The following is a 21,367-nucleotide window of genomic DNA, read 5'->3' as shown; positions in this document are numbered from 1 at the left end:
GTGTCTTGATAGAGTATAAGGAGGAAAGAAGATAAATGAAAAAGCTTACGTATCTTTTCGTTCTATTACTAGTCTTTTCTGTTGTGGCAGCAGGCTGCGGAAATAAAGAAGCGGCAACAGGCGGAAATGGGAAAACAACGTTAACGCTTTTTTCTACGATGAGTAATAAAGGCGAGAGAAAAGCGCTTCAAAACGCGATTGCAGAATTTGAAAAACAAAATCCAGATATTAAAATTGATGCGAATTTTCCTGGTAACGGCTATGAAGATATGCTTCGTGTGAAAATGGGTGCAAATGATATGCCCGATTTATTTGATACGCACGGCTGGTCTCAGCTTCGCTACGGGGAGTATGTAGCAGATTTAAAAGATATGGATTGGGTTCAGCATTTAGATCCGGCGCTGAATCAAATTTTAAAAGATAAAAGCGGCAAAGTGTATGCGTATCCTTTAAATCAAGCAAAAGACGGAATTAGCTATAATGCGACGTTATTAGAAAAGTACGGAATAAAGCCTCCTAACACAATGGATGAATTTATAACAGCGTTAGAAACAGTAAAGAAGAAAAGTAAAGGAGAAGTAGCGCCTTTATGGATTCCAGGAGGAGAAAACGGCAATATTGCTCAAGTGTTTGATCAGCTGGCTACACCTCAGCTTATTACAGCAAAAAATAAGAACTATGCTAAGCAGTTAGAAAAAGGAACATTTAATTGGTCAAACTACACGCCGCTAGCGGAAACAATGGCAGAAATGAAGAAAAAAGGGTTATTGAATGAAGATGTATTAACCGCAAAAGTATCTCAAGCAACGGAATTAATGGCTCAAAATAAAATTGCTTTTACATTTGTGGGCGGATCTCTTGGACCGGATGCAACAGAATTAAATTCTGAAGTAAAAGTAGGAACGGTACCGGTGCCGGCTATTCATAAAGGTGGTACGCAAAGCTGGATCGGCGGAGAGCGCTTTACCCTTGCTGCTTGGAAAGATTCTAAGCACCTTAAAGAAGCGAAGAAATTTATTGAATTTGTGTCACAGCCGGAAGTTGCTAAAAAGATTGCCGAAGGAACGTCTTCAGCATCGGCTCTGACAAACAATAAAACACAAAACTACTACTCTGCATACTACGATAAGTATAGCGATATCAAAGTTGAGCCATACTTCGACCGAAAGTATCTACCGAGCGGCATGTGGGCAGTGATGTCTTCTACAGGTCAAGAATTGCTAGCCGGAAGTTTAACGCCAAAGCAATTATCAAAAGAGATGGAAAAAGAGTACAAGCGTCTGAGCAAACAATAAAATAGTGTGCAAAATTTCCTTGTTCGCCGAGAAGCAGGGAGATAGGCTTCTGCTTCTTTTCAACACAAGCTGAAATAGGAGTGAACACGATGAATGAATTAGTCAGGAAAGAGCCGGTTTCCGTAGTAAGAGATACGGAAAAACGAAAGAAAAAATTAAAAACAGAATCCTCTTTATGGTGGATGTACCTTCCCGGCTTAGTAATTATCACCGTTTTTATTATCTATCCTTTTATTAACGGAATTAGACTTTCCTTTACTAATTGGAATGGATTTTCACAAACGTACGATTGGATTGGACTCCAACAGTACAAACGTTTGCTTGCAGATCCAACGACTTGGCTTGTGATAAAAAACACGTTGCTCTACGGAATAGGCAGTACTATTTTTCAAAATATTATTGGCTTGTTATATGCTTTGCTTCTGAATCAAAGCATTAAAATGAAAGCTGTAACAAGAACAATTGTCTATCTTCCGGTTATTATCAGCCCAATTATTATGGGGTATATCTGGTACTTCTTTTTTGCCTACCAAGGAGGCGCTTTAAATGACCTTCTTGTATTTTTAGGCTTTGAGAAGATTAATGCTTTGGGAACTCCGGAGCTTAACTCTTGGATTATCGTGTTCGTCAATACGTATCAATTCGTTGGAATTGCGATGATTATTTATTTAGCGGGGCTGCAAAGTATTTCAAAAGATTACTACGAGGCAGCACAGCTTGACGGAGCATCTGCTCTTCAGCAGTTTAAAAATATCACCCTTCCATTGCTTATGCCTTCTATTACAATTAACGTCGTTTTAAATATTATCGGGGGGTTAAAACTGTTTGACGTAATTGTTGCGCTGACAGGAGGAGGACCTGGAGATGCATCACAGTCGATGTCTACTTTTATGTATGACTTATATTTTAGAAGACAAGACGCCGGCTATGCAGCAACTCAAGGTGTGTGCATGGCGCTCATTATTTTAGTCATTAGCTTATCAGCACTTGTGTACTTTAAACGAAAGGAGACAGAAGCGTGATGGACTATACAAATAAACGGAAAAAACGATTTTTTACCTTTCTAGCTCTTTGTATAACGCTCGTTCATATTGTCCCTTTTTATATTCTTGTTACGACTTCTTTAAAAGCAACCGGGGATTTTAGTTCCAAATGGGTATTTCCAAAAAGCATACACCTTGAAAATTTCACAGCGGCTTGGGAGCAAGCGAACTTAGGAAACTCTTTTGTTAATACATTTATCATTACATTCGTTTCGGCGATTCTGCTTATTTTTTTAGGATCAATGGCTGCGTATCCTTTAGCGCGCCGACAAACGAAATTAAATAAGTACGTCTATTTTATTTTTATTGCCGTGATGGTAATACCGCCTTTAACAGCGCTAGTTCCGCTGTACAAAATGGTTGTGAATATGGGAATGATGAACACGTACCAAATTGCCATTTTAAATAATGTCGCAGCATTTTTGCCGCTAACGATCTTTTTGTATGCGGGCTTCATTCGCTCCACTATTTCTAAAGAGCTCGAGGAAGCAGCAAGAATTGACGGTGCCGGTACGTTAACGATTTTCTTTAAAATCGTATTTCCACTGCTAAAGCCTGTTACTGCATCCATTCTAATTATTGCCAGCGTCTATATTTGGAACGACTATCAGTTTGCAATCTTCTTCCTTCAAGATAAGGAAATGCATACATTAACCGTTACGTTAGCAAGCTTTTTTGCCGAAAATCAAAATAATCTTAGCTTAGTAGGAGCAGCTGCGATTATTGCGATGCTTCCAATGACCATTTTATTTTTAGTGCTACAAAAATACTTTATTGCAGGGCTTTCATCAGGATCTGTGAAAGGATAAAACCAATACGAGGAAGGAAGATGACGATGTCTAAAATCACATTTATCGGAGCGGGAAGTACAGTTTTTGCAAAAAATATTTTAGGAGACTGCATGTTTGTGCCTGCTTTAGCTGGCTTTGAATTTGCGCTATATGATATAGATGCCGAGCGTTTAAGAGATTCGGAAAATATGCTAAACAATTTAAAAGAAAACTATAAAGTGAATATTACGGTTAAAGCCTATTTAAATCGAAGAGAAGCTTTAACAGGAGCAAAGTATGTGATTAACGCGATTCAAGTAGGCGGATACAAGCCAAGCACCGTCATTGACTTTGAAATTCCTAAAAAATACGGCTTGCGTCAGACGATTGGAGATACAGTAGGAATTGGAGGGATCTTCAGATCACTGCGCACGATTCCGGTGCTGTTTGATTTTGCAAAAGACATTGAAGAAGTATGTCCGGATGCGCTGTTTTTAAATTACACCAATCCAATGGCAACACTAACGGGTGCAATGCTGCGCTATACCAATGTGAAGACGGTAGGCCTTTGTCACAGTGTTCAAGTATGTACAAAAGATTTATTTGATTCTCTCGGAATGGATCATGAAGGAATACAAGAGAAAATCGCAGGCATTAACCATATGGCATGGCTGCTAGAAGTAAAAAGAGATGGACAAGACTTATACCCAGAAATCAAGCGTCTAGCAAAAGAAAAGCAAAAGACAAAGCATCACGATATGGTGCGTTTTGAGCTAATGGATAAGTTCGGCTACTATATTACCGAATCGTCTGAGCATAATGCAGAGTATCATCCATACTTTATTAAACATAAATATCCAAATCTTGTTGATCAGTTTAACATTCCTCTTGATGAATATCCGCGTCGATGCGAAGAGCAAATAAGCAATTGGGAATCAATGAGAGAAGAAATGGTCAACAACAGTCAGCTAACTCATACGCGTTCACATGAGTACGGCTCTAGAATCATTGAAGCGATAGAGACAAACGTGCCGTTTAAATTTGCCGGTAACGTATTAAATACCGGAGGCTTAATTAGTAACCTGCCGACAAAAGCGTGCGTAGAAGTTCCATGTGTTGTAGACCGAAGCGGCATTATGCCGACTTATGTAGGAGACTTACCTGAGCAGCTTGCGGCGTTAAATCGCACGAATATTAATACTCAATTATTAACAATTGAAGCAGCTGTCACTAGAAAAAGAGAGCACATCTATCAAGCTGCGATGCTAGATCCTCATACAAATGCGGAATTATCCATGGATGACATCATTCGTATGTGCGATGATTTAATTGAAGCTCACGGTGAGTGGCTGCCTGATTTTACAGGTAAAGTGAACCAATACGTGTAATAAAAGAATCCTCGGCTGTGATCGGCTGAGGATTTTTTGTGCTTAGGAAAAGGAGGGAATATCATCCAAATGGATATTGACATTTAAAAAACTTCATCATACACTGTAAGAAGCAAGTCATTTCATACTAAGAAAGGAAAGGTACCGTAGACAATGGATAAGTAATCCTATTTTTTTAGACATTCTTTTAAAACTTTATTTTAAATGAACATTTGTCTAGATAGGATTAGTCTGTACATTTTTAGGTGCCATTTCTATATGTCTTATATGAATTGATTTCTCCCTTTTTTTACTCTATAAAAGGGTGCATATTTGCGTATGCCTAATTATGACCTCTAATCCTCTCTAGAAATCCTAGGGAGGTTTTTTTATGTTATTGTTAGAAGCTATAAATATTGAAAAAAGCTATGGAGACCGCCTGCTGTTTCAAGCAGAGAAGCTTCAAGTACATCGCGGAGAGCGAATTGGAATTGTTGGAAAAAATGGAGAAGGCAAATCGACTTTGCTTCATATTTTAATGAAAAAAATGAGTCCGGATCAAGGAATTGTGCAAACGTATGGCTGTTCCTCACTGATTCCGCAGCTTGACGTTCAACCTACAGGAGCTGTATCTCCCGAGATGAAAAGTCAGTGGAACGTGCCAAATGAAGCGGACTTTCTTAGCGGAGGAGAAGAAACCAGAAAGAAAATTGCTGCTGCTCTTTCATCGGGCGCGGAACTACTTGCAGCCGATGAGCCAACGAGCCACTTAGATGTAAAAGGCGTAGAGAAATTTGAAGAAGAAATGAAGGCTTTTACAGGCAGTCTGCTGCTGATTTCACATGATCGAGAATTATTAAACCGCCTCTGTACGTCTATTTGGGAAGTAGAAGACGGCAAAGTTCACTGCTATGAAGGCAATTATCAAGAGTATGTGACGCAAAAAAAACATGCAATTGAAAGACAGCAGTTTGAGTATGAGCAGTATGTAAAAGAAAAGCAGAGGCTTGAACTGGCGTCTGAAGAAAAAAGCCAAAAATCAAAGTCGCTTAAAAAAGCGCCGAGCCGTATGGGGAACTCTGAAGCGAGACTTCATAAACGAGCGGTCGGAAAACAAAAAGCCAAGCTAGATAGAAGCGCAAAAGCGATTGAAACAAGAATTGAAAAGCTAGAGAAAAAAGAAAAGCCAAAAGAAATGGAAGAAATTCATTTTGATTTATCTCAATTTCACCAAGTACACAGCAAGCAGGTACTAAGCTTTGACAAAGTCTCAGCATCAGCTGGTGACCATATCTTGTTTCAAAACCTAAAAGGCGGTGTGAAGCCAGGCGCGAAAGTAGCGATTGTCGGTCAAAACGGCGCCGGAAAATCTACGCTGCTGAATATGATTGAGCAGCAAACAGAAGGCATCACGGTTGCGAAGCCTGTAAAACTTGGCTTTTTCCATCAGCGTCTTGAAAATCTAGATCCCGCTAAAAACATTTTAGAAAACATTAAAGAAGACAGCCCGTACACCGAGCAGTTTATTCGTACGGTACTATCGCGCTTACTTTTTAAACGTGAAGACGTGTATAAAAAAGTAGAGATGCTAAGCGGAGGAGAACGAGTGAAAACGGCATTAGCAAAAGTCTTTTTAGGAAACTATAACGTTCTTCTTTTAGATGAACCGACCAACTATCTTGATCTTCATACAAAAGAAGCGCTTCAAGAAGTGTTAAAAGCTTATCCAGGGACGATTTTATTTGTGACGCACGACCGTTACTTTGTTAAAAAGCTTGCGACGCATGTTTTGACGTTAAAACAGTCTAAAGCAGAGCTCGCGGCGATTGAAGATACGGGTAAAAGCAAAAAAGCGTCACAGCAGCAAAATGAAGCCGAGAAACTTGCGCTTCAACTAGAATTAACAAAAGTAATTAGCGAGCTTTCTATCACGCCAGAAGGAAAAGAAAAGCAGCGGCTTGAAAAAAGATATGAAGAGCTGTTAGAAGAAAGAAAACGATTAAATAGAAAGGAAGGATAATATCACTTCGCCTAATAATGAATACGATGACGTTACTGAACATCAAAAGCGTATTGAAGGAAAAATAACGGATATGAATGTAAAAGGAACGCCCAAAAGAATAAAATGGATTGGCTATGGAATCATCATTTTCTTTGTGATCCTTATTCTAACGATGATCATCGGCGTATTTATCAATTAAAATAAAAAACAGCCGCTTCAACACTGAAGCGGCCGTTTTTTATTTGCCTACTTTTGTAACGATCGCATCTCCGTTTTTTCCAACTCGTACAGTAGCAAAACGAGCTTCGCTTTCCACTTTGCTGCCGGTTCCTTCTGGAATAAAGTAATGCTCAATTCCGTACTGAATTCCCCATTCGTGATACGTCCCCGTAATGACAACGTCTTTCTTTTTAGAAGTATACGGCTTATTCCAGTCATCATCCGCTTGGTAGATTTTTGCGTATTCATACACGCCTTGTTTGTTAGGGCGAAGAACGAGCTTCACTTTTTCACCGTCTTTTACATGAGGTAATGTAACGTGCGCAATGGCGTAATTCAGCTCAACGTAATCGCCTTGCAGCAGCGAGCGCGGATCGATCGGCTGTAAAGCGAGCTTAATTTCTTTTCCGTTTTGAAGAAGCACTTCGTTTTTGGTAAAAATGCCGCCCAGAATAATGAGCTGAACAAGAATGATGATCCATACAGCGGTTCGGCTGCGGTCAAGAAACGAAGGCTGCGGCTGATCAGGCGTTGACAGGTCCCATTTCCTGCTTAGGAAAAGAAAGATAAGACCTAAAATAACAAGAACAAGTGATTTATTAAATAAATCCCACACAAAGTCGTAATATTTCATCGCTAAAAAAACAAACCAGAAAATCATGCCGACAATAAAATCATATTTTGGCTCTTTTCGTACCGTCACAAATAAGAAGACAGTCGAAATCACAAAAAACACCGTGCAGTAAATGATATTTAAAAAAGAAGGTTCGCTTAATTCAGTCAGCGACAGTAAAAAGATAAAAGCAAGAAGCAGCGCTGCTTTTTTAAACGCGTGGTGTACGTTTATCGCGTATACAGCGGCATTTAATAGAAACAAAGCGAGCAGCACATAATCTATTTTGATAGTGTCATAGTAAGTAGTCGGAACCTTTATTAACAGAAGCCCTTGCACTAGCACAAAAAGCAACAGGCGAACGGGCGTATGTTTAGTGAATACTAAAAGCACTACAAGTGCGATGACGTAGATAAAAAACAGAATGTCGTTCACAAAAAAAGAAGCGCCGCCGCTAATTAATAAGCCCATCATTAAAAGCGTATATTTTACCGTTGGAATATCTGCTTTAATCAAATAACATGCCACAATCAACAAAACGCCGATCACAAGCATTCCGTTCGTTGGGTATGTTCCTGTAATAAGTGTGATGAGTCCTCCTAAAGAGCTGCTGCCGATCACCGATGCAATAGCCGTAATCCCAATTACCGCTATTCGTTTGATTACGCGGAGCGAGGTTTTTTGTGCTGACGTGTTGGCAGTGAGCCATTTGACAAACCACACGCTTGCACCAATAAATAAAATCACGAATCCTAACGCTAAAAAAAGCGACCATTCAGCGTAGTGTTTAAAAATAAAAGAGAAAAACTGTTCAATGACAAATAAAGCAAATGCCACGATGGAAATCCCTAAAAATGACCTTTGCGGCTCCACTTTTGAAAAATAAAAAAAGGAGCTTAGTAAAAACAGCAAATAAAAAATAATAAGGCCAATCCGTAAGCTAGAGCTGCCTGTAAAATCCGGCAGGGAAACAGTTAAAAAAATGTAGTGAAACAAACAAAACGCCGCATACATGATCACAGGAGACGAGAGGTGTTTCTTTTTTATGATCCAAAAGATGAGTAAGTTCACAAACGCCATTGCTGCGTAAAGTAAAAGCGTCTCTTGCTCGCCTCGCTGTGAAACTGCGCCTGTTGGTGAAATGAAAAAAGCCATGGTGAATTGAAATAAAACAAACGATAACACGTAAAATGGCTGATACTTTGTAAAAAAGCTAAACAAAATAACCGGCACAAGCCAAATTAAAAACAGCCAGTACGATTCAGCGTGCGTGTTGTAAATTTGAGAAAGAAGCGCGATGCTTAATCCAAATGAAAGAGCGCCGGCCAAAAGCGTCCAGTGACTTAAAAACGCCTGCTGAGGAAGCAGCTTTCGCACCGCAAATGCACTTCCGTAAAACAGCAGCATCAGCCCCACGCTCAGCGCAATTTTAGTGTAGCGGTCAAAGCCTTGCCAGTTCGATGCAAAGAAATATAAAATGCCGGACAAAACAAGAGCCAACCCCAGTAAATAACCGAGTCTTACGAGCTTTTCTCTCATACTCAACCTCCTCTTTATATTATGTATATACTAGCGCATGTTTAAATATTTGGAAATAGAAAGAATGAATGCGTTTTAACAAAAAAATTGTGTAAAAAGGCCTTTTAGTGGCGTGGAAATAACAAGTGAAGTAGTCCAAAAATCTTGATAAATTGTCAATGGTAAGATAGTTTTCTTACATAAGAGAAGTGCTAACGCAAATTCAGCAGGATACAGCACCTAAAAACTAGCGGAACTGTCACCTGCAGAGCAAGCAGTGGAACTTGAAAAAAGCCCATATCTGCAGGCGCTCAACGATTCTTCCGCTTTGGGCATGCTAACGTCTCAACAGATTCTTCAAAACGCTACGGGCGTTGAGGGAATGCTTATGCAGTCGGTGATGAGCCAGGGGCGGGTTAGGGACGTAGCACCTGAAAAAACTGCTGAATCCTTTGACTTTACAGAAATCTGCGAGAACCCTGCGGCTAAAAAAGAAGAAATCGGTATAAAAGCTGTAGTCAAAGACGTAGGAGAAGGTGCTATAACTTTAGCAAAAGGCACAGTTACGGGTAATAAAGGAGTAGCACAAGACATTTGGGCCGGTATGGGAGAGCGAGCAGATAAACGGTACAACTCCTTGTATGACTTTGGAAACTATATAACGATGGGCGGATTTGATGAAGCTGTTGCCTTCAAAGAGGGGCTGAATGAACGAGGGAAAAATTCTTTGGATTCACCGTATGACTTTGTCAATCACGCAACAATGGGACTCTTAGATGTAGGAAAGCAGGCGCTTAATCCTGACAAACCTCTCTCAAAAGAGCACTGGGAAAGCAGCATGTTTCTGTTTGCGAGCGTAATTGGAGGAGCGAAACCCGCAGGCGCCGTAAAATCCGTTCCAAAAGTAACAAACGTTCCGCGTGTACCTGCCCATAAAGCAACCAAAACATTGAGTGATATGCGGAATGTCGTCAGCGCAAAAGCAGCAAGCAATTGGTCGAAAAAGGTGTATGAACCTGTTCAGAAGCAGTTTCAACTTTTACTAGATGCTGAGATACCGACTTTACGTCCTCAACCTCAACTGTCAGGGATAGGAGAGGCGTTACCTGGAAAGACCTTTGGGGAAGCGTTAAATGGGTTAACGACGTATAAGATGGGAAATGTCTCGAAAGGTCAGTCCAAAGCGTTGGAGAAAGTGGAAGAGTCGGGTAGTAAGGCGAATGTTAAGGGGGCCAATGATCAGGGGGCTGTCGCTAAGGGTACGGGTAATCTTAAATTTAAAGAAGGCTAATACAATAGGACCAGTTGAAAAGTTTACTGAACGTAATGGTATTAGTGGTGGACATAATTATGATGAGTTTAAAAATTATTTTAATAGTAATTCTAACAAATATGAGTTAGGACCTGTTGTTAAAAAGGAACATCCAGATATAGATGGAATTTTTGAGATAGAATATAAAGTAAAATATGAAAAAATGGATTATACAGGAAAAAACGGGACTGGTGAATACAAAGTAATACCTAATAGAGATAAAATGTATAAAAAGACAGTGTATGATCCAAAAATTATTTCAAATGATGAAATAATAAATTTTAGCAAAAAGGCAATGGAAGAGGGTTTAAACAATAAAAGAGAAATTCCACTATTAAAACAAAAGAAGATAAAAATACAAGGACAAACAGACTATAATGGAAAAATATTGAAATTTGAAGGTATTATGAATTCCGAAACTGGAGAGATAGAGAATGCTTATCCAGTAGTAGAATGGGTGGATTAGTATGAACGTATATGAAGAGTTTATTGAGATAATGAAACAGAACAATTTAAATAAAGAGGCAGTTATTGATGTTTTGAATATATATGTAAATGGACGTAACTTTTTACAACACTTAGAAGATTTTAAAAATAAAGAGGGAGAGCGTCGGGAATATAATGGAGTTATTTATTCAGATGAATATGAACAAGATGATGAGGAGTATTTTGGACAAAATAAAGTTTTATTTTATTCTGGTGATGGTGATGATGACTATGATATTGTGAATTATGACGAACTGTACCAGTATTTAAGTGCTGCATGTGAATTTTATATAGGGAAAAATTCTGAAAAGAAAGAGATTATTGAAGAGTTGTTGATGAAAATTAAAGGCAAATATGCTTATTAAATAAATGATAGTAAAAGCACTTCTGAATAAATCCAGAAGTGCTTTTTTCTTGAGAACTATAAAAATCATTAGACAAATTACAAGAGAACTTCGAAAAACTAAAAGAAGAATCTATGCATGCTATTCAAATTAAGCAAATTGAGCTATTGTTGAAGAACAGCTAGTAATAAATTAATTTATTATAAGTGGGTGAGAGCGTGGAAAATAACTCGAAAATTATTTTGGGAATACCGGGCATATGGCAGAATAGACAAGCATTTAAAGAAAAATTTAATGAAAGTCAACAAGAGTTTGTATACCTAGGGGAACATCATATAGGTAAATTACAGACGCCTAAATATTTGTATCAAATAGAATTTGTTGACGAACATATTCCTTATGTAGCTGAAGCGTTTGAGCTTGGTGGAAATGGATCGTTTACAAAGGGTGATATTGAAACTCTTCAAAGTCACCGTAGTATGGTGTATATTCTTGCAGAAGGTGGATCACTTGAGCAAGTTATTGAAATTATGAGTGTCGCAAAGGCAGTTCTTCAATCGGGCGGTTTAGCAGTGAACGTTGAGTCATCTGGAAAGGCCACTACCAAAGATAATTGGATAGAATACGTTAACAATGGTACAGAGAACAGAGCATTTGCTGCTTTCGTTCAAATGTCCAGAGAAGAAGATGTGTTTTACACCTGTGGTATGCATAATTTCGGCTATAAAGATTTACTAACATCTACATCTAATACCAATCCAGCTGAAACAGTAGAGTTATTTCAAACCTTTTGCCTATATACGTTAATTGAAAATCCCGTATTTAATAGTGGAGAAACATTTAGTGTCGACCCTAAAGCTCCTGTTTTTCAATTAAGAGCAGAATCGTGTGTGCTGTTTGAAAGTTATGATCCTTTTTATAACCTTTATGGGGTTTGGCGGTTAAATAAAATAAGCTAGTCATTTAAAGGACAAGGTTGAAAAACTTTGTCCTTTAAGCGTTAATCGGAGATAAAGGAGGAGTAATACCATGAAAGATTGGGAGTATAATGAAATATTTGATGCAATTCAGGAGACGTATGAAGAGTTGGTAGATGAAGGCAGAGGGTATAGATATGCTATAGCAAAACTAGCGGATGAATTTGATAACTTAGGCAAGGTAGAAGATTTTATTGCGGACACTGCTATTGGAGAAATTGCAATTACCCATGAGCAAGTTTTCGTTGGGTGCATTAGAGGTATAACAGAAAGGTTGGGGAATTTAACCCAAAAGAAGCGCAAGACGAGCTAACATTAGACGAAATAAAAGATTTATTGCCACGAATGAATAAAGTAATAGAAGGACTAAAGCATGTAAAAGCTGATCATAACCCTTCAGTGGAATAGTAACAAACATTACTTAAATACTTGGTGAAAGGCAATTTGCTAAGGTATATGAGTACCGCTATTGTCTAATGAATGAGTGTTGAGCAGAAGGTCCTTATTTAATATATAGAACAGTTGTAATATATTTACTTTTGACAGACTGTTAGTATTTGGTATATCCTATTTTTGGATTAAGAGTTACGTAGATTTAACTCTTTATACATAAAATACTAATCGAAAGAAGGAAGAACCCGTAATGAGTAAGAAAAAATGGTTAATAGGAGCAAGTACATGTTTTCTAGTATTAGGGCTTGCGGCTTGTTCGAGCGGAGAATCAGAAAAAGCTAGTGGAAATGAGAAACACTCAGCTGAGTCATCAGAAAAGAAATCAGACGATAAAGAGCTAAATGCTGATGCGAAGTTTGATAAAGAAAAAACAGATAAATTCTACAATACGGTTACCAAAAAATTAGGTGAAACTGCTAATGTTGATGATTTTACGATTACAGTAGACTCTCCACAAGTCGTACCGGATGATGAGCTATCTAAAAACAAAAACGGACAGTTTATCAAAATGAATATTACGATTGAGAATAAAGGAAAGAAAAATCATAAAATAAGTGAGCTACTTCATTTTGATATTCAAAAAGGAGACACTCAATACTTTGCTACGGTTGTTTCTGGTGCCACAGAGAATCATTTGAACGGAAACATTTCACCAGGAGAAAAACAAAGCGGGATTGCAACGTTTGATATACCAAAAGAAGGCGATTTTAAGTTTGAATTTAGCGGTTTTAGTAAAAATCGTGGTATTTGGACGTTTACACAAGATGATATTCAACCAGCTCAATAAGAATCAAAACAAGTCACGTGCTAATCGTGGCTTATTTTGATTGAACTCAGCAACAACCATGGCGCATGAACAAGGCAATTAAACAACTTTAAAATGAAAGGAGCATGTAAAGTGTTATTCTCTTTATCAACAAGTATGTCCTATGTAAAAGTCAACATACATGTTAGGTTTTATAACATAAATTTCTGAATAATCATTTACTTATTCACTTATTTCATGGTATGTTATATGACATAGATATTGTAACTTACAATACGAGCTGAAAATCAGCTGTTATAATATATACTTATTTCTCTAAATATGCACCTGGACGAGCCGGTGCTCTATACATATATGGATACATCTACGTATAACTAGTCAAAAAGAATGAAGGCATTTCTAATTATAGTGCTGTTTGTTCTTTCGAATGAGTATAGTTATAGTAGGTGAAATTTTCAAGAAAATTATTTTGGTTTTTGATCTGAATTTTTGGAATAGTTTGTTATTTTATTAATCAATGCTTTGCCACTTAGAAGTAGGTATAAAAGTTTACTAATAAAAGAAAATGCAGATGGAATTTAATAAGTTTTTTAGAATTTGTGGGCGATTTTCTCACTTTTTTATCATTTTTGAATAGTTTATAATCATCAGACAATTATACTGTGATATAGTTATAAGTGAGACAGAAAAAGGTGTGTTCTTAGGTCGCACCTGAATTTTTTTACTACGTAAGCAGGAGCGCCTACATCTTTTTACAAATATAGGGGATGAGGAAGGTTATAATGAGCAACGTACAGAAAAAAACAGACGTTATCTTAATTGGTGCCGGAGTCATGAGCGCAACTTTGGGGTCATTACTCAAAGAGTTAGCACCTGAATGGGACATTAAAGTATTTGAAAAACTCGCAGACGCAGGGGAAGAAAGCTCGAACGAATGGAATAATGCAGGGACGGGCCATTCTGCGCTGTGCGAACTAAACTATACATCAGAAAAAGCTGATGGATCTATAGATATAACAAAAGCGATCCGAATTAACGAGCAGTTTCAGCTGTCAAGACAGTTTTGGTCTTATCTGGTAAGCAGCAAGTTGATTCGCAATCCGCAAGATTTTATCATGCCAATTCCGCATATGAGTTTGGTACAAGGGGAAAAAAATGTATCGTTTCTGAAAAAGCGTTTTGAAGCGCTGTCAAACAATCCGTTGTTTCAAGGAATGGAGTATTCCGACAGTCCTGACAAACTAAAAGAATGGATTCCGTTAATCATGAAGGGGCGCACGTCAAATGAACCAATTGCCGCAACTAAAATTGATTCGGGAACAGACGTAAACTTCGGTGCTTTAACACGCATGTTGTTTGACCATCTGAAGAATAAAGGGGTTCACGTTCATTACAAACGAAGTGTAAAAGATATTAAACGTAAAAGTGACGGTATGTGGGAAGTAAAAGTCGCAGATGTAGACAGCGGCAAAGTTGAGTACCACACGGCAAAATTCATCTTTATCGGTGGTGGAGGCGGAAGCTTGCCTTTACTTCAAAAAACAGGTATTCCTGAATCCAAGCATATTGGAGGATTCCCGGTAAGCGGATTATTTATGGTATGTAATAACCCTGAAGTAATTGCGCAGCACCACGGGAAAGTATATGGAAAAGCAAAAGTCGGAGCTCCACCAATGTCGGTTCCGCACCTTGATACACGCTATATTGATAACAAAAAGACGCTGTTGTTTGGTCCATTTGCTGGCTTTTCACCGAAGTTCTTAAAAACAGGTTCAAACCTGGATTTAATCAGTTCTGTAAAGCCGAATAATATTTTAACCATGCTAGCAGCAGGCGTCAAAGAAATGGCATTAACAAAATATTTAATTCAGCAAGTGCTGTTATCAAATGAAAAACGTGTAGAAGAATTGCGTGAATTTATCCCGAACGCGAAAAGCGAAGACTGGGATATCGTCGTAGCAGGCCAGCGTGTGCAGGTAATCAAAGACACGGAAGCTGGAGGAAAAGGAACGCTTCAGTTTGGTACAGAAGTCGTAAGTGCCGCTGATGGTTCTGTTGCTGCACTTCTTGGCGCTTCTCCTGGTGCGTCAACGGCGGTTCACGTTATGCTTGAAGTATTGGAAAAATGCTTCCCAGAAAACATGAACAAGTGGGAGCCAAAAATAAAAGAAATGATTCCTTCCTATGGCATGTCGTTAGTTGATCATCCAGACTTCTTTAACGAAATTCATGCATCTACTTCACAGACGCTGGGTTTAATTAAAAAAGAGTCTGTTTATAGCTAAAGATTTTACGGCGTAACAAACAGCACATGTGTATGTGAAGAAATCTACAGGCGTGCACAAACACCACCTTTTCTTGAGGTGGTGTTTTAATGATCTTTATATGTAGGGTTTGATTTAAGAGCGGTATTGATTGCTTCCAGGCTGAAGTTTTAACTGTTTCCACGCTGCAATCGCATCATCGCGGCCTTTTCCCTTGTTTTTCGGGTCGTTAAAAAAGTCGCGGATAAAGCGGTTGTATTCAAACTGAGGCGCAATTTCTTTTTGATAGGAAGGCTGCTTTTTTCGTTCTTCTTCTTCTTCATACCACGCTTTTACCGCATCTCGATAGGTTTTCCCTACATTTTCTTTAAAGTAGTTTTGAATATAGGTGGAAAAATGAAATGTAGGATGAATGGCTTCTTTAAAAAAAGCCCGTACTTCTTGACTGCAGCGGTGATTTTTCCCAATGACGGTATCTAATGTTAGTGGCGCTTGCGTTTTAGAGGACGAGCGTCTTTTAGACGGTGTTTTTGATTGTTGAGTCTCACCGGTTGTTAAAAACACTTCAATTCTTTTTGAAAGTTCCATTTTAAATCCAGACGGGCTCATGTTATTTTCTCGGCAAAATTGCTGCAGCTCGGTTTTGAGCCAGTAAAAATCCGTAAAGTCAGTGATAGATAAGTTTTTTGAAAATTCTGGTCTCATTGTTTTCACCTCCATATATTTACAAAAAATATAGAACATTTGTTCTTGTTGGTCAATTGTTTTTAGAGAAGTACGAAGAAATGTCTTTTATGTTTCTTCCTACATAGTGAGAAGAAATAGGCCGTTTATTCATGTCTCTTGCCCAAATAGAAAGCTGACCGATGTGATGGATTTCATGAATGATGATGTGATGCAAGATGTCAGCTTCTGTGTAAGAAGTAGAATCCCAAGGGACTGTTATATACCTTTTGTTAGAAATATTCAAATGGCTTAGAAAGTCGGCAATGTTAGGTCTATGTGCAGAAGAGAGCGCTTGAAGCTTTTCAAGCGTATCGTGTTCTTCAAAAGAAAGAACGATATCTTGTTTACCTTGGATGGCACGTATCCAGCTGTATTCCACATCAATAATATGAAAAAAAGTTTGTGAAATGCTACTCATTCCTCCAGTCCGCTTCTTCAACAGTTCTTCTCTTGAAAGTTGATAACACCAGCTAAACCATTCATCTCTCACTTGCCAATTATATTCAAAAAAATGAATCATCTACCGCACCTCACATGTTTTTTTACCTCTTATTTAAATTAGATGAACGCTGGTAAATTCCTTTTTATAAAGAAGAAAAAGCGTCTAGGCAGGGTGTCTCTTGCAAATTCCAAAATCAAACAATTACAATAATAGAAAGGAGTTGATCACATGACGCTACATAAAAAAGTCCTTTCTACGATTCTAGGAGGAGCTGTCGGAGACGCTTTAGGTGTTCCAGTTGAGTTTAAAAAACGCGATTCATTTCAAATTACGACTATGACCGGCTACGGTACATACAACCAGCCTAAAGGAACGTGGTCAGATGATACATCTCTGACGATGTGCTTAATTGATAATTTAATAGACAAACAAGATGAGTATGATTTAATGCAAAAGTTTGCGAACTATTGGTCGGATGGCTACTGGACGCCGTACGGAGAAATGTTTGATATTGGCATCGCAACAAGCGAAGCGATTCGCCGCTATAAAAGCGGACTTCCTAAAGAAGAGTGGGGAGGAAGCGCTGAATACGATAACGGAAACGGAGCGCTTATGCGTATTGCTCCGCTTGCGTTTACACTATGTGATGAAACTAGCTTTACAAAAAGAAAAGAAGAAATAGAAAGAATTGCGCACGTCACGCACCGCCACTTGCGCTCTACGCTTGGCTGTATTATATATGTGGAGCTGCTTATTCGTCTCCTTCACGGCGACGAGCCCTTTGAAGCATATGAAAACGCGGTAAACCTCTGCCAAAAACATTTAACAGGTACGGAGTATGAAGCAGAGTTTTCTGCGTACGAACGAGTGTTAAACCTAAGCTTGCCGCACGCAGCGAGAAATGCAATCGGGTCAACCGGATATGTCGTCAGCTCGCTAGAAGCATCGCTTTGGTCTTTTCTTCAAAGTGACGACTACGAAGAAGCTGTACTTACCGCTGTGAATTTAGGAGAAGACACAGACACAATAGGCTTTATTACGGGTACTGTGGCAGGAGTATATTATGGGCTGGATGGCATTCCTGAAGAGTGGATTTTTCAGCTTGCTAAAAAAGAAGAGTTAGAGAAAGCTTGTAAGAAGTTTGCGGATATATGTTAACGGATCATAAAAATTACTTTAAAGTTCGGAGGAGATAAAGTGAAGTTTTGTATGAGTTTTGGCGATACCAATTTTATTGGAGTAGCCAACGCAAAAGAATATCAATCATTTGTCGATGAGGATTGGGAGCTAGACCAGCTTCTGAACCACTTCGGCAGTGAAATGAAAAAGAGAAATATCCTAGTATGTCAAATGACAGAAGAAGGAATTGAACACTCTTGGAACGTAGAAGTGAAGATTGGAACAGAGTCGGATATAGATACATACTTTAGGAAAGCAACAGGTTATATAAATGTAACCAATCATCAGCTTTATCTCGTAGATTATGACTGCCTTACGATGGCCGCCCAGTTTGAAGATCAGTTAGTACCTGATGAAAACTGTTCTAAGTATAGAATTGATATTAAAAATGGTATGTACAAGCTCGAGCTTATTCAATTTTATAATGTTGACAAAAATGAGTATATAGGAAATGACCAAACGGATCTTGTATTGAACTTTATTAAGGTGGAGCACGTTGAAGACACAGCCGATAAGGTGTTTTGGTGTACGTATTAAGTAGTAAACGTACATGGAGGCTACTAACTCAGAGGCTGGTTGTACCGTTCTAAGGCCTCTATCTTATTTATGTAAAAAGATGGCGTGACATATATTCACTGAAACCCTCTGGCTTTGCGTCAGAGGGTTTTTATGGTCAAAATTATTTATAGTATACTTTACATACAAACTTCACGTTAAAGAAAGGTGATCACAGTGCCAAATGCATGGGATGCAGAACAAATCGTATCAGCACCGCTTGCCAAAACGCTAATTGAGACGCAGTTTCCAGAACTTGCGCCCGCTGCGATTTCACTGCTTGGCTACGGCTTTGACAATACGGTCTATCAAGTGAACGACCGCTTTGTGTTCCGGTTTCCTAGACGAGAACTCGCAGTGCGGCTATTAGAAACAGAAAATCAGCTTTTACCAAGCCTTGCTTCTCAGCTGCCGCTATCCATTGCCGAACCCATTTTTTTCGGTAAGCCGAATGCCGCATATCCTTGGCCGTTTACGGGCTATCACTACGTTCAAGGAAATCCGCCTGCGCGATTAACAGAAGAGGAACGTACGCAATCTGCTTCTATACTAGCAAGATTTCTTCGTACGCTGCATCACTATCCTCATTTAAAAGCCCAAGAGCTTGGCGTGCCGTTTGACGAGTTAAATCGGCTTGATATGATGAAACGAAAGCCGACGTTAGAAAAGTATGTTAAGCAAATGAAAGAGCGTAACCTTTATTCTAACCAAGGGGTTCTTGAAGACTATGTAAATGACATACAAGAAATTCACTATCAAGAAAAACATGTACTAGTTCACGGAGATCTTCATATTAAAAACATGATTGTTGATCAAACCAATATGGTTTCAGGCATTATTGACTGGGGAGACGTTCATATTGGTCATCCGGCAGTTGACCTAGCGATTGCCTATAGCTTCCTACCCTCTAAAGCAAGAGCACGTTTTTTCAAAGAGTACGGAGAAGTAGATGAAGAAACGCACAGACTGGCAAAATGGAAAGCCATATTTACAACCGTAGTGCTTGTAGCACACAGCTACGACCAAGGAGCCAAACAAACGTTAGAAGCAGCTCTAGAAAGCTTGAACCTTATCTTTCAAGAGTAATAAAACTGTAATAGAATTTCTGTTAAATTCCTGTATAGTTAAAAAAGGATAAAAATAAAAACAACAGGTGAAGCAAACGATGAATACAAGCCACTGGAATGAATCAGCAGCACATTTACTAGAAAGGTGGATACAGCTATATAAAGAAAAAACATCTCTTATCGGGGAAACGGAATCTTTAAACATGCTAAAAGAAGAAGTAGACGGGATGGACAAAGAAAAGTTTCTCTCAATAGTAGAACGTCATCTGCAGAAAGTGTATGAAGAACTAGAAAAAGAACGTACAGAGTCTAATATGAACAACATTGAATATACAATGATGACATTTCTTTCAAGCGATTATCCGGAGTACATAAAAAAGCGTCAAAGCAATATGAAACAGATCCAACAGTTAACAAGCATACATAAGAATGTGACAGAGCTTTTCGGAAAAGAACTTTCTTCCGAAGCGGATATGGTGGCATTTAGGAATGACTTTTTTCAACTAACAGAAAAACATGCTAACACGTCATTGCTAAAAGAAATCAAGGAAAGCTGGAATGCTTATTTGCCGGCATTTGTTGATTTTCAAAAAAAGCATGAACATGTAAAACAAGCGATAGCCACAGTACTTGAAGAAGCCAAGAGCTTAAAGCAAGAATGGCATCAGCTAAGCAAAAATAAATTGGTGACCAAGCAAAAAGCGACCGTCTTTCGCACAAAGCAGCATGAGCTAAATGAAAGCATTCGAAAAGCCACGACTGCACAAAAACAGTTACTCGAACTTCACTGGCTTGATGTTCGCAGTCAGTTTGATGCGCTACAAGAAAAAATGAGCGGAAGTCTTTCTACCGTGCTGAAAGAAACGGAACGCAGTATGGAAGTCATTAGCCAAAACGATGCAAATGAACACGCCAAATTAAAGCAATCACTTACGGACCTAAATGGAGTCCACGAAGTTGACGTTCATCAAACGTGGTTAGCGGCTTTTATTAAAAAATCACGACCATTTTTTAACGAACTGAGTGAAGATATAAAGGATACTCGTTGTCGAGAACTGTGGAATGGAATTTACGGCATGTATAAAGGAATAGCAGTAAACGAGTTTATTGTTGCATATGAAGAATTTTTAGCACTTCAGCCGCTGAACAGTATAAAAAGCATGGAGATGCCAAAGCCATTAGCTCGGTTAAAGGTAGATATAAACCCTGTTACACTGCCAGCCTACGCAGACTTTCCCATGCTCAAAAAACAGCAAGCATCACGACGTACTTTTCCTGTTTTAATAGGAGGCGCTATCGTCCTTGTCTTATTACTGACGATTGTATACATGAATTGTAACAATCAAACGGCAGAAACAAGCGCAGACATAAAAGCCACGACCAACACCAAGCCGTTAAAAAATGAAGAACCTAAGCCAGCTGACGTAAGCAAAACAGATCTTGAAAACTTTTTTATCTCCTATAAAGCCGCTTACTTTTCAAGCTTAAACAGCGGAGAGTTTAGTTCGATGGCGCCCTATATTGACTCGGGTCAGCCAGTTTATAAACAGCTAAAAAGCTATATCACATCACTCGCCGGAAAAAACGTATCGTTTGCTAACGATCAGTTTCTCGTGACAAAAACAGAATCACATAACGACGGAACCTATGACATTTATACAAGCGAAGTATACACGTTCACCGACTCATATGACGCGAGCACGCAGTTTAAAAAAGAACGAATTTATCATGTGAAAGCTGCTGGTAAAGACAAACTTCAAATTACTAAAATTGATACATTAACAGATGAGCAGAAGCCGGTGGAAGAGTGAACGGTTTCTGAGAGATTATGAACAACCGCTAGTTCCTTTTTGGAGCTAGCGGTTGTTGTGATTGGGTGGTGTGATTGAGGTTAGGGTGATCTCTACGCTGCCAGCGTGGAGATCTTGTTATATAAAATTTTAAATACTTCCATATAGAAACAAAAAAT

At 38.7% G+C, this 21,367-nt stretch carries 18 protein-coding genes and 1 pseudogene; 16 read left to right on the top strand and 3 right to left on the bottom strand.

Going from position 1 to position 21,367, the window contains the following annotated elements:
• Positions 1-35: 35 nt before the first annotated feature.
• The 5 genes from MKY06_RS14175 (at position 36) to abc-f (ending at position 6,495) form a co-directional block, all read left to right on the top strand.
• Positions 36-1,295 (top strand): ABC transporter substrate-binding protein, encoded by a 1,260-nt coding sequence (locus MKY06_RS14175; RefSeq protein WP_098278009.1) that lies wholly within the window; start codon positions 36-38, stop codon positions 1,293-1,295.
• 89 nt (positions 1,296-1,384) lie between these two features.
• Positions 1,385-2,317, top strand: coding sequence for a carbohydrate ABC transporter permease (locus MKY06_RS14170; RefSeq protein WP_016766148.1), 933 nt, complete (start codon positions 1,385-1,387; stop codon positions 2,315-2,317).
• Positions 2,317-3,147: a carbohydrate ABC transporter permease gene (locus tag MKY06_RS14165; protein ID WP_014459693.1), complete on the top strand. Its 831-nt coding sequence runs from the start codon at positions 2,317-2,319 to the stop codon at positions 3,145-3,147. The genes MKY06_RS14170 and MKY06_RS14165 overlap by 1 nt, the downstream gene beginning before the upstream one ends.
• Positions 3,148-3,173: 26 nt before the next feature.
• The gene (locus MKY06_RS14160; RefSeq protein ID WP_013057450.1) at positions 3,174-4,496 is read left to right on the top strand and encodes an alpha-glucosidase/alpha-galactosidase; all 1,323 of its coding nucleotides are present in this window, start codon (positions 3,174-3,176) and stop codon (positions 4,494-4,496) included.
• A gap of 370 nt (positions 4,497-4,866) precedes the next feature.
• Entirely contained in the window at positions 4,867-6,495 is a 1,629-nt protein-coding gene (gene abc-f, locus MKY06_RS14155; RefSeq protein WP_097825337.1) for a ribosomal protection-like ABC-F family protein, read from the top strand.
• A 220-nt stretch (positions 6,496-6,715) separates the two neighbouring features.
• On the opposite strand, the gene MKY06_RS14150 is transcribed toward abc-f, so the two are convergent.
• Positions 6,716-8,848 (bottom strand): GDYXXLXY domain-containing protein, encoded by a 2,133-nt coding sequence (locus MKY06_RS14150; protein ID WP_289914992.1) that lies wholly within the window; start codon positions 8,846-8,848, stop codon positions 6,716-6,718.
• Positions 8,849-9,104: 256 nt separating this feature from the next.
• Between MKY06_RS14150 and MKY06_RS14145 the strand changes: the two genes are divergently transcribed.
• From MKY06_RS14145 to MKY06_RS14115, 7 genes and pseudogenes are all read left to right on the top strand, one after another.
• Positions 9,105-10,118 (top strand): hypothetical protein, encoded by a 1,014-nt coding sequence (locus MKY06_RS14145; RefSeq protein ID WP_223268893.1) that lies wholly within the window; start codon positions 9,105-9,107, stop codon positions 10,116-10,118.
• Complete coding sequence (locus tag MKY06_RS14140) at positions 10,063-10,605, top strand: CdiA family toxin C-terminal domain-containing protein (protein WP_223268894.1); 543 nt, start codon at positions 10,063-10,065, stop codon at positions 10,603-10,605. Before MKY06_RS14145 ends, MKY06_RS14140 begins: the two co-directional genes overlap by 56 nt.
• Before the next feature lies 1 nt (position 10,606).
• Positions 10,607-10,990 carry a ribonuclease toxin immunity protein CdiI gene (gene cdiI, locus MKY06_RS14135; RefSeq protein ID WP_098278007.1) on the top strand — a complete coding sequence of 128 codons (384 nt, stop codon included), beginning with the start codon at positions 10,607-10,609 and terminating at the stop codon, positions 10,988-10,990.
• A gap of 197 nt (positions 10,991-11,187) precedes the next feature.
• Positions 11,188-11,928 carry a DUF4261 domain-containing protein gene (locus tag MKY06_RS14130; RefSeq protein ID WP_098278006.1) on the top strand — a complete coding sequence of 247 codons (741 nt, stop codon included), beginning with the start codon at positions 11,188-11,190 and terminating at the stop codon, positions 11,926-11,928.
• 70 nt (positions 11,929-11,998) lie between these two features.
• Positions 11,999-12,288 (top strand): annotated as a pseudogene (locus MKY06_RS14125) (Imm3 family immunity protein); the annotation flags it as partial.
• A gap of 301 nt (positions 12,289-12,589) precedes the next feature.
• Positions 12,590-13,186, top strand: coding sequence for a DUF4352 domain-containing protein (locus MKY06_RS14120; RefSeq protein WP_097825341.1), 597 nt, complete (start codon positions 12,590-12,592; stop codon positions 13,184-13,186).
• A gap of 761 nt (positions 13,187-13,947) precedes the next feature.
• The gene (locus tag MKY06_RS14115; protein WP_013083523.1) at positions 13,948-15,450 is read left to right on the top strand and encodes a malate:quinone oxidoreductase; all 1,503 of its coding nucleotides are present in this window, start codon (positions 13,948-13,950) and stop codon (positions 15,448-15,450) included.
• A 114-nt stretch (positions 15,451-15,564) separates the two neighbouring features.
• On the opposite strand, the gene MKY06_RS14110 is transcribed toward MKY06_RS14115, so the two are convergent.
• Both MKY06_RS14110 and MKY06_RS14105 read right to left on the bottom strand, forming a co-directional pair.
• Complete coding sequence (locus MKY06_RS14110) at positions 15,565-16,134, bottom strand: DUF6434 domain-containing protein (protein WP_097825342.1); 570 nt, start codon at positions 16,132-16,134, stop codon at positions 15,565-15,567.
• Positions 16,135-16,186: 52 nt separating this feature from the next.
• Positions 16,187-16,675 carry a DinB family protein gene (locus tag MKY06_RS14105; RefSeq protein ID WP_098278005.1) on the bottom strand — a complete coding sequence of 163 codons (489 nt, stop codon included), beginning with the start codon at positions 16,673-16,675 and terminating at the stop codon, positions 16,187-16,189.
• 150 nt (positions 16,676-16,825) lie between these two features.
• On the opposite strand from MKY06_RS14105, the gene MKY06_RS14100 reads away from it, so the two are divergent.
• The 4 genes from MKY06_RS14100 to MKY06_RS14085 all read left to right on the top strand — a co-directional run bounded on the left by MKY06_RS14100 (position 16,826) and on the right by MKY06_RS14085 (position 21,209).
• Positions 16,826-17,755, top strand: a complete 930-nt coding sequence (locus MKY06_RS14100) for an ADP-ribosylglycohydrolase family protein (protein ID WP_098449225.1) — start codon at positions 16,826-16,828, stop codon at positions 17,753-17,755.
• 51 nt (positions 17,756-17,806) lie between these two features.
• Positions 17,807-18,313, top strand: coding sequence for a hypothetical protein (locus tag MKY06_RS14095; protein WP_176521359.1), 507 nt, complete (start codon positions 17,807-17,809; stop codon positions 18,311-18,313).
• Between the two features lie 195 nt (positions 18,314-18,508).
• Complete coding sequence (locus tag MKY06_RS14090) at positions 18,509-19,417, top strand: phosphotransferase (RefSeq protein ID WP_098322373.1); 909 nt, start codon at positions 18,509-18,511, stop codon at positions 19,415-19,417.
• Positions 19,418-19,496: 79 nt separating this feature from the next.
• The gene (locus MKY06_RS14085; protein ID WP_098449226.1) at positions 19,497-21,209 is read left to right on the top strand and encodes a TcaA NTF2-like domain-containing protein; all 1,713 of its coding nucleotides are present in this window, start codon (positions 19,497-19,499) and stop codon (positions 21,207-21,209) included.
• Positions 21,210-21,367 lie beyond the last annotated feature (158 nt).

The sequence above is a fragment of the Priestia sp. FSL P4-0332 genome (assembly GCF_038005845.1).
Taxonomy (GTDB): Bacteria; Bacillota; Bacilli; order Bacillales; family Bacillaceae_H; genus Priestia.
The sequence above is the reverse complement of the archived record's forward strand: the minus strand, read 5'-3'. Positions and strand labels throughout refer to the sequence as shown.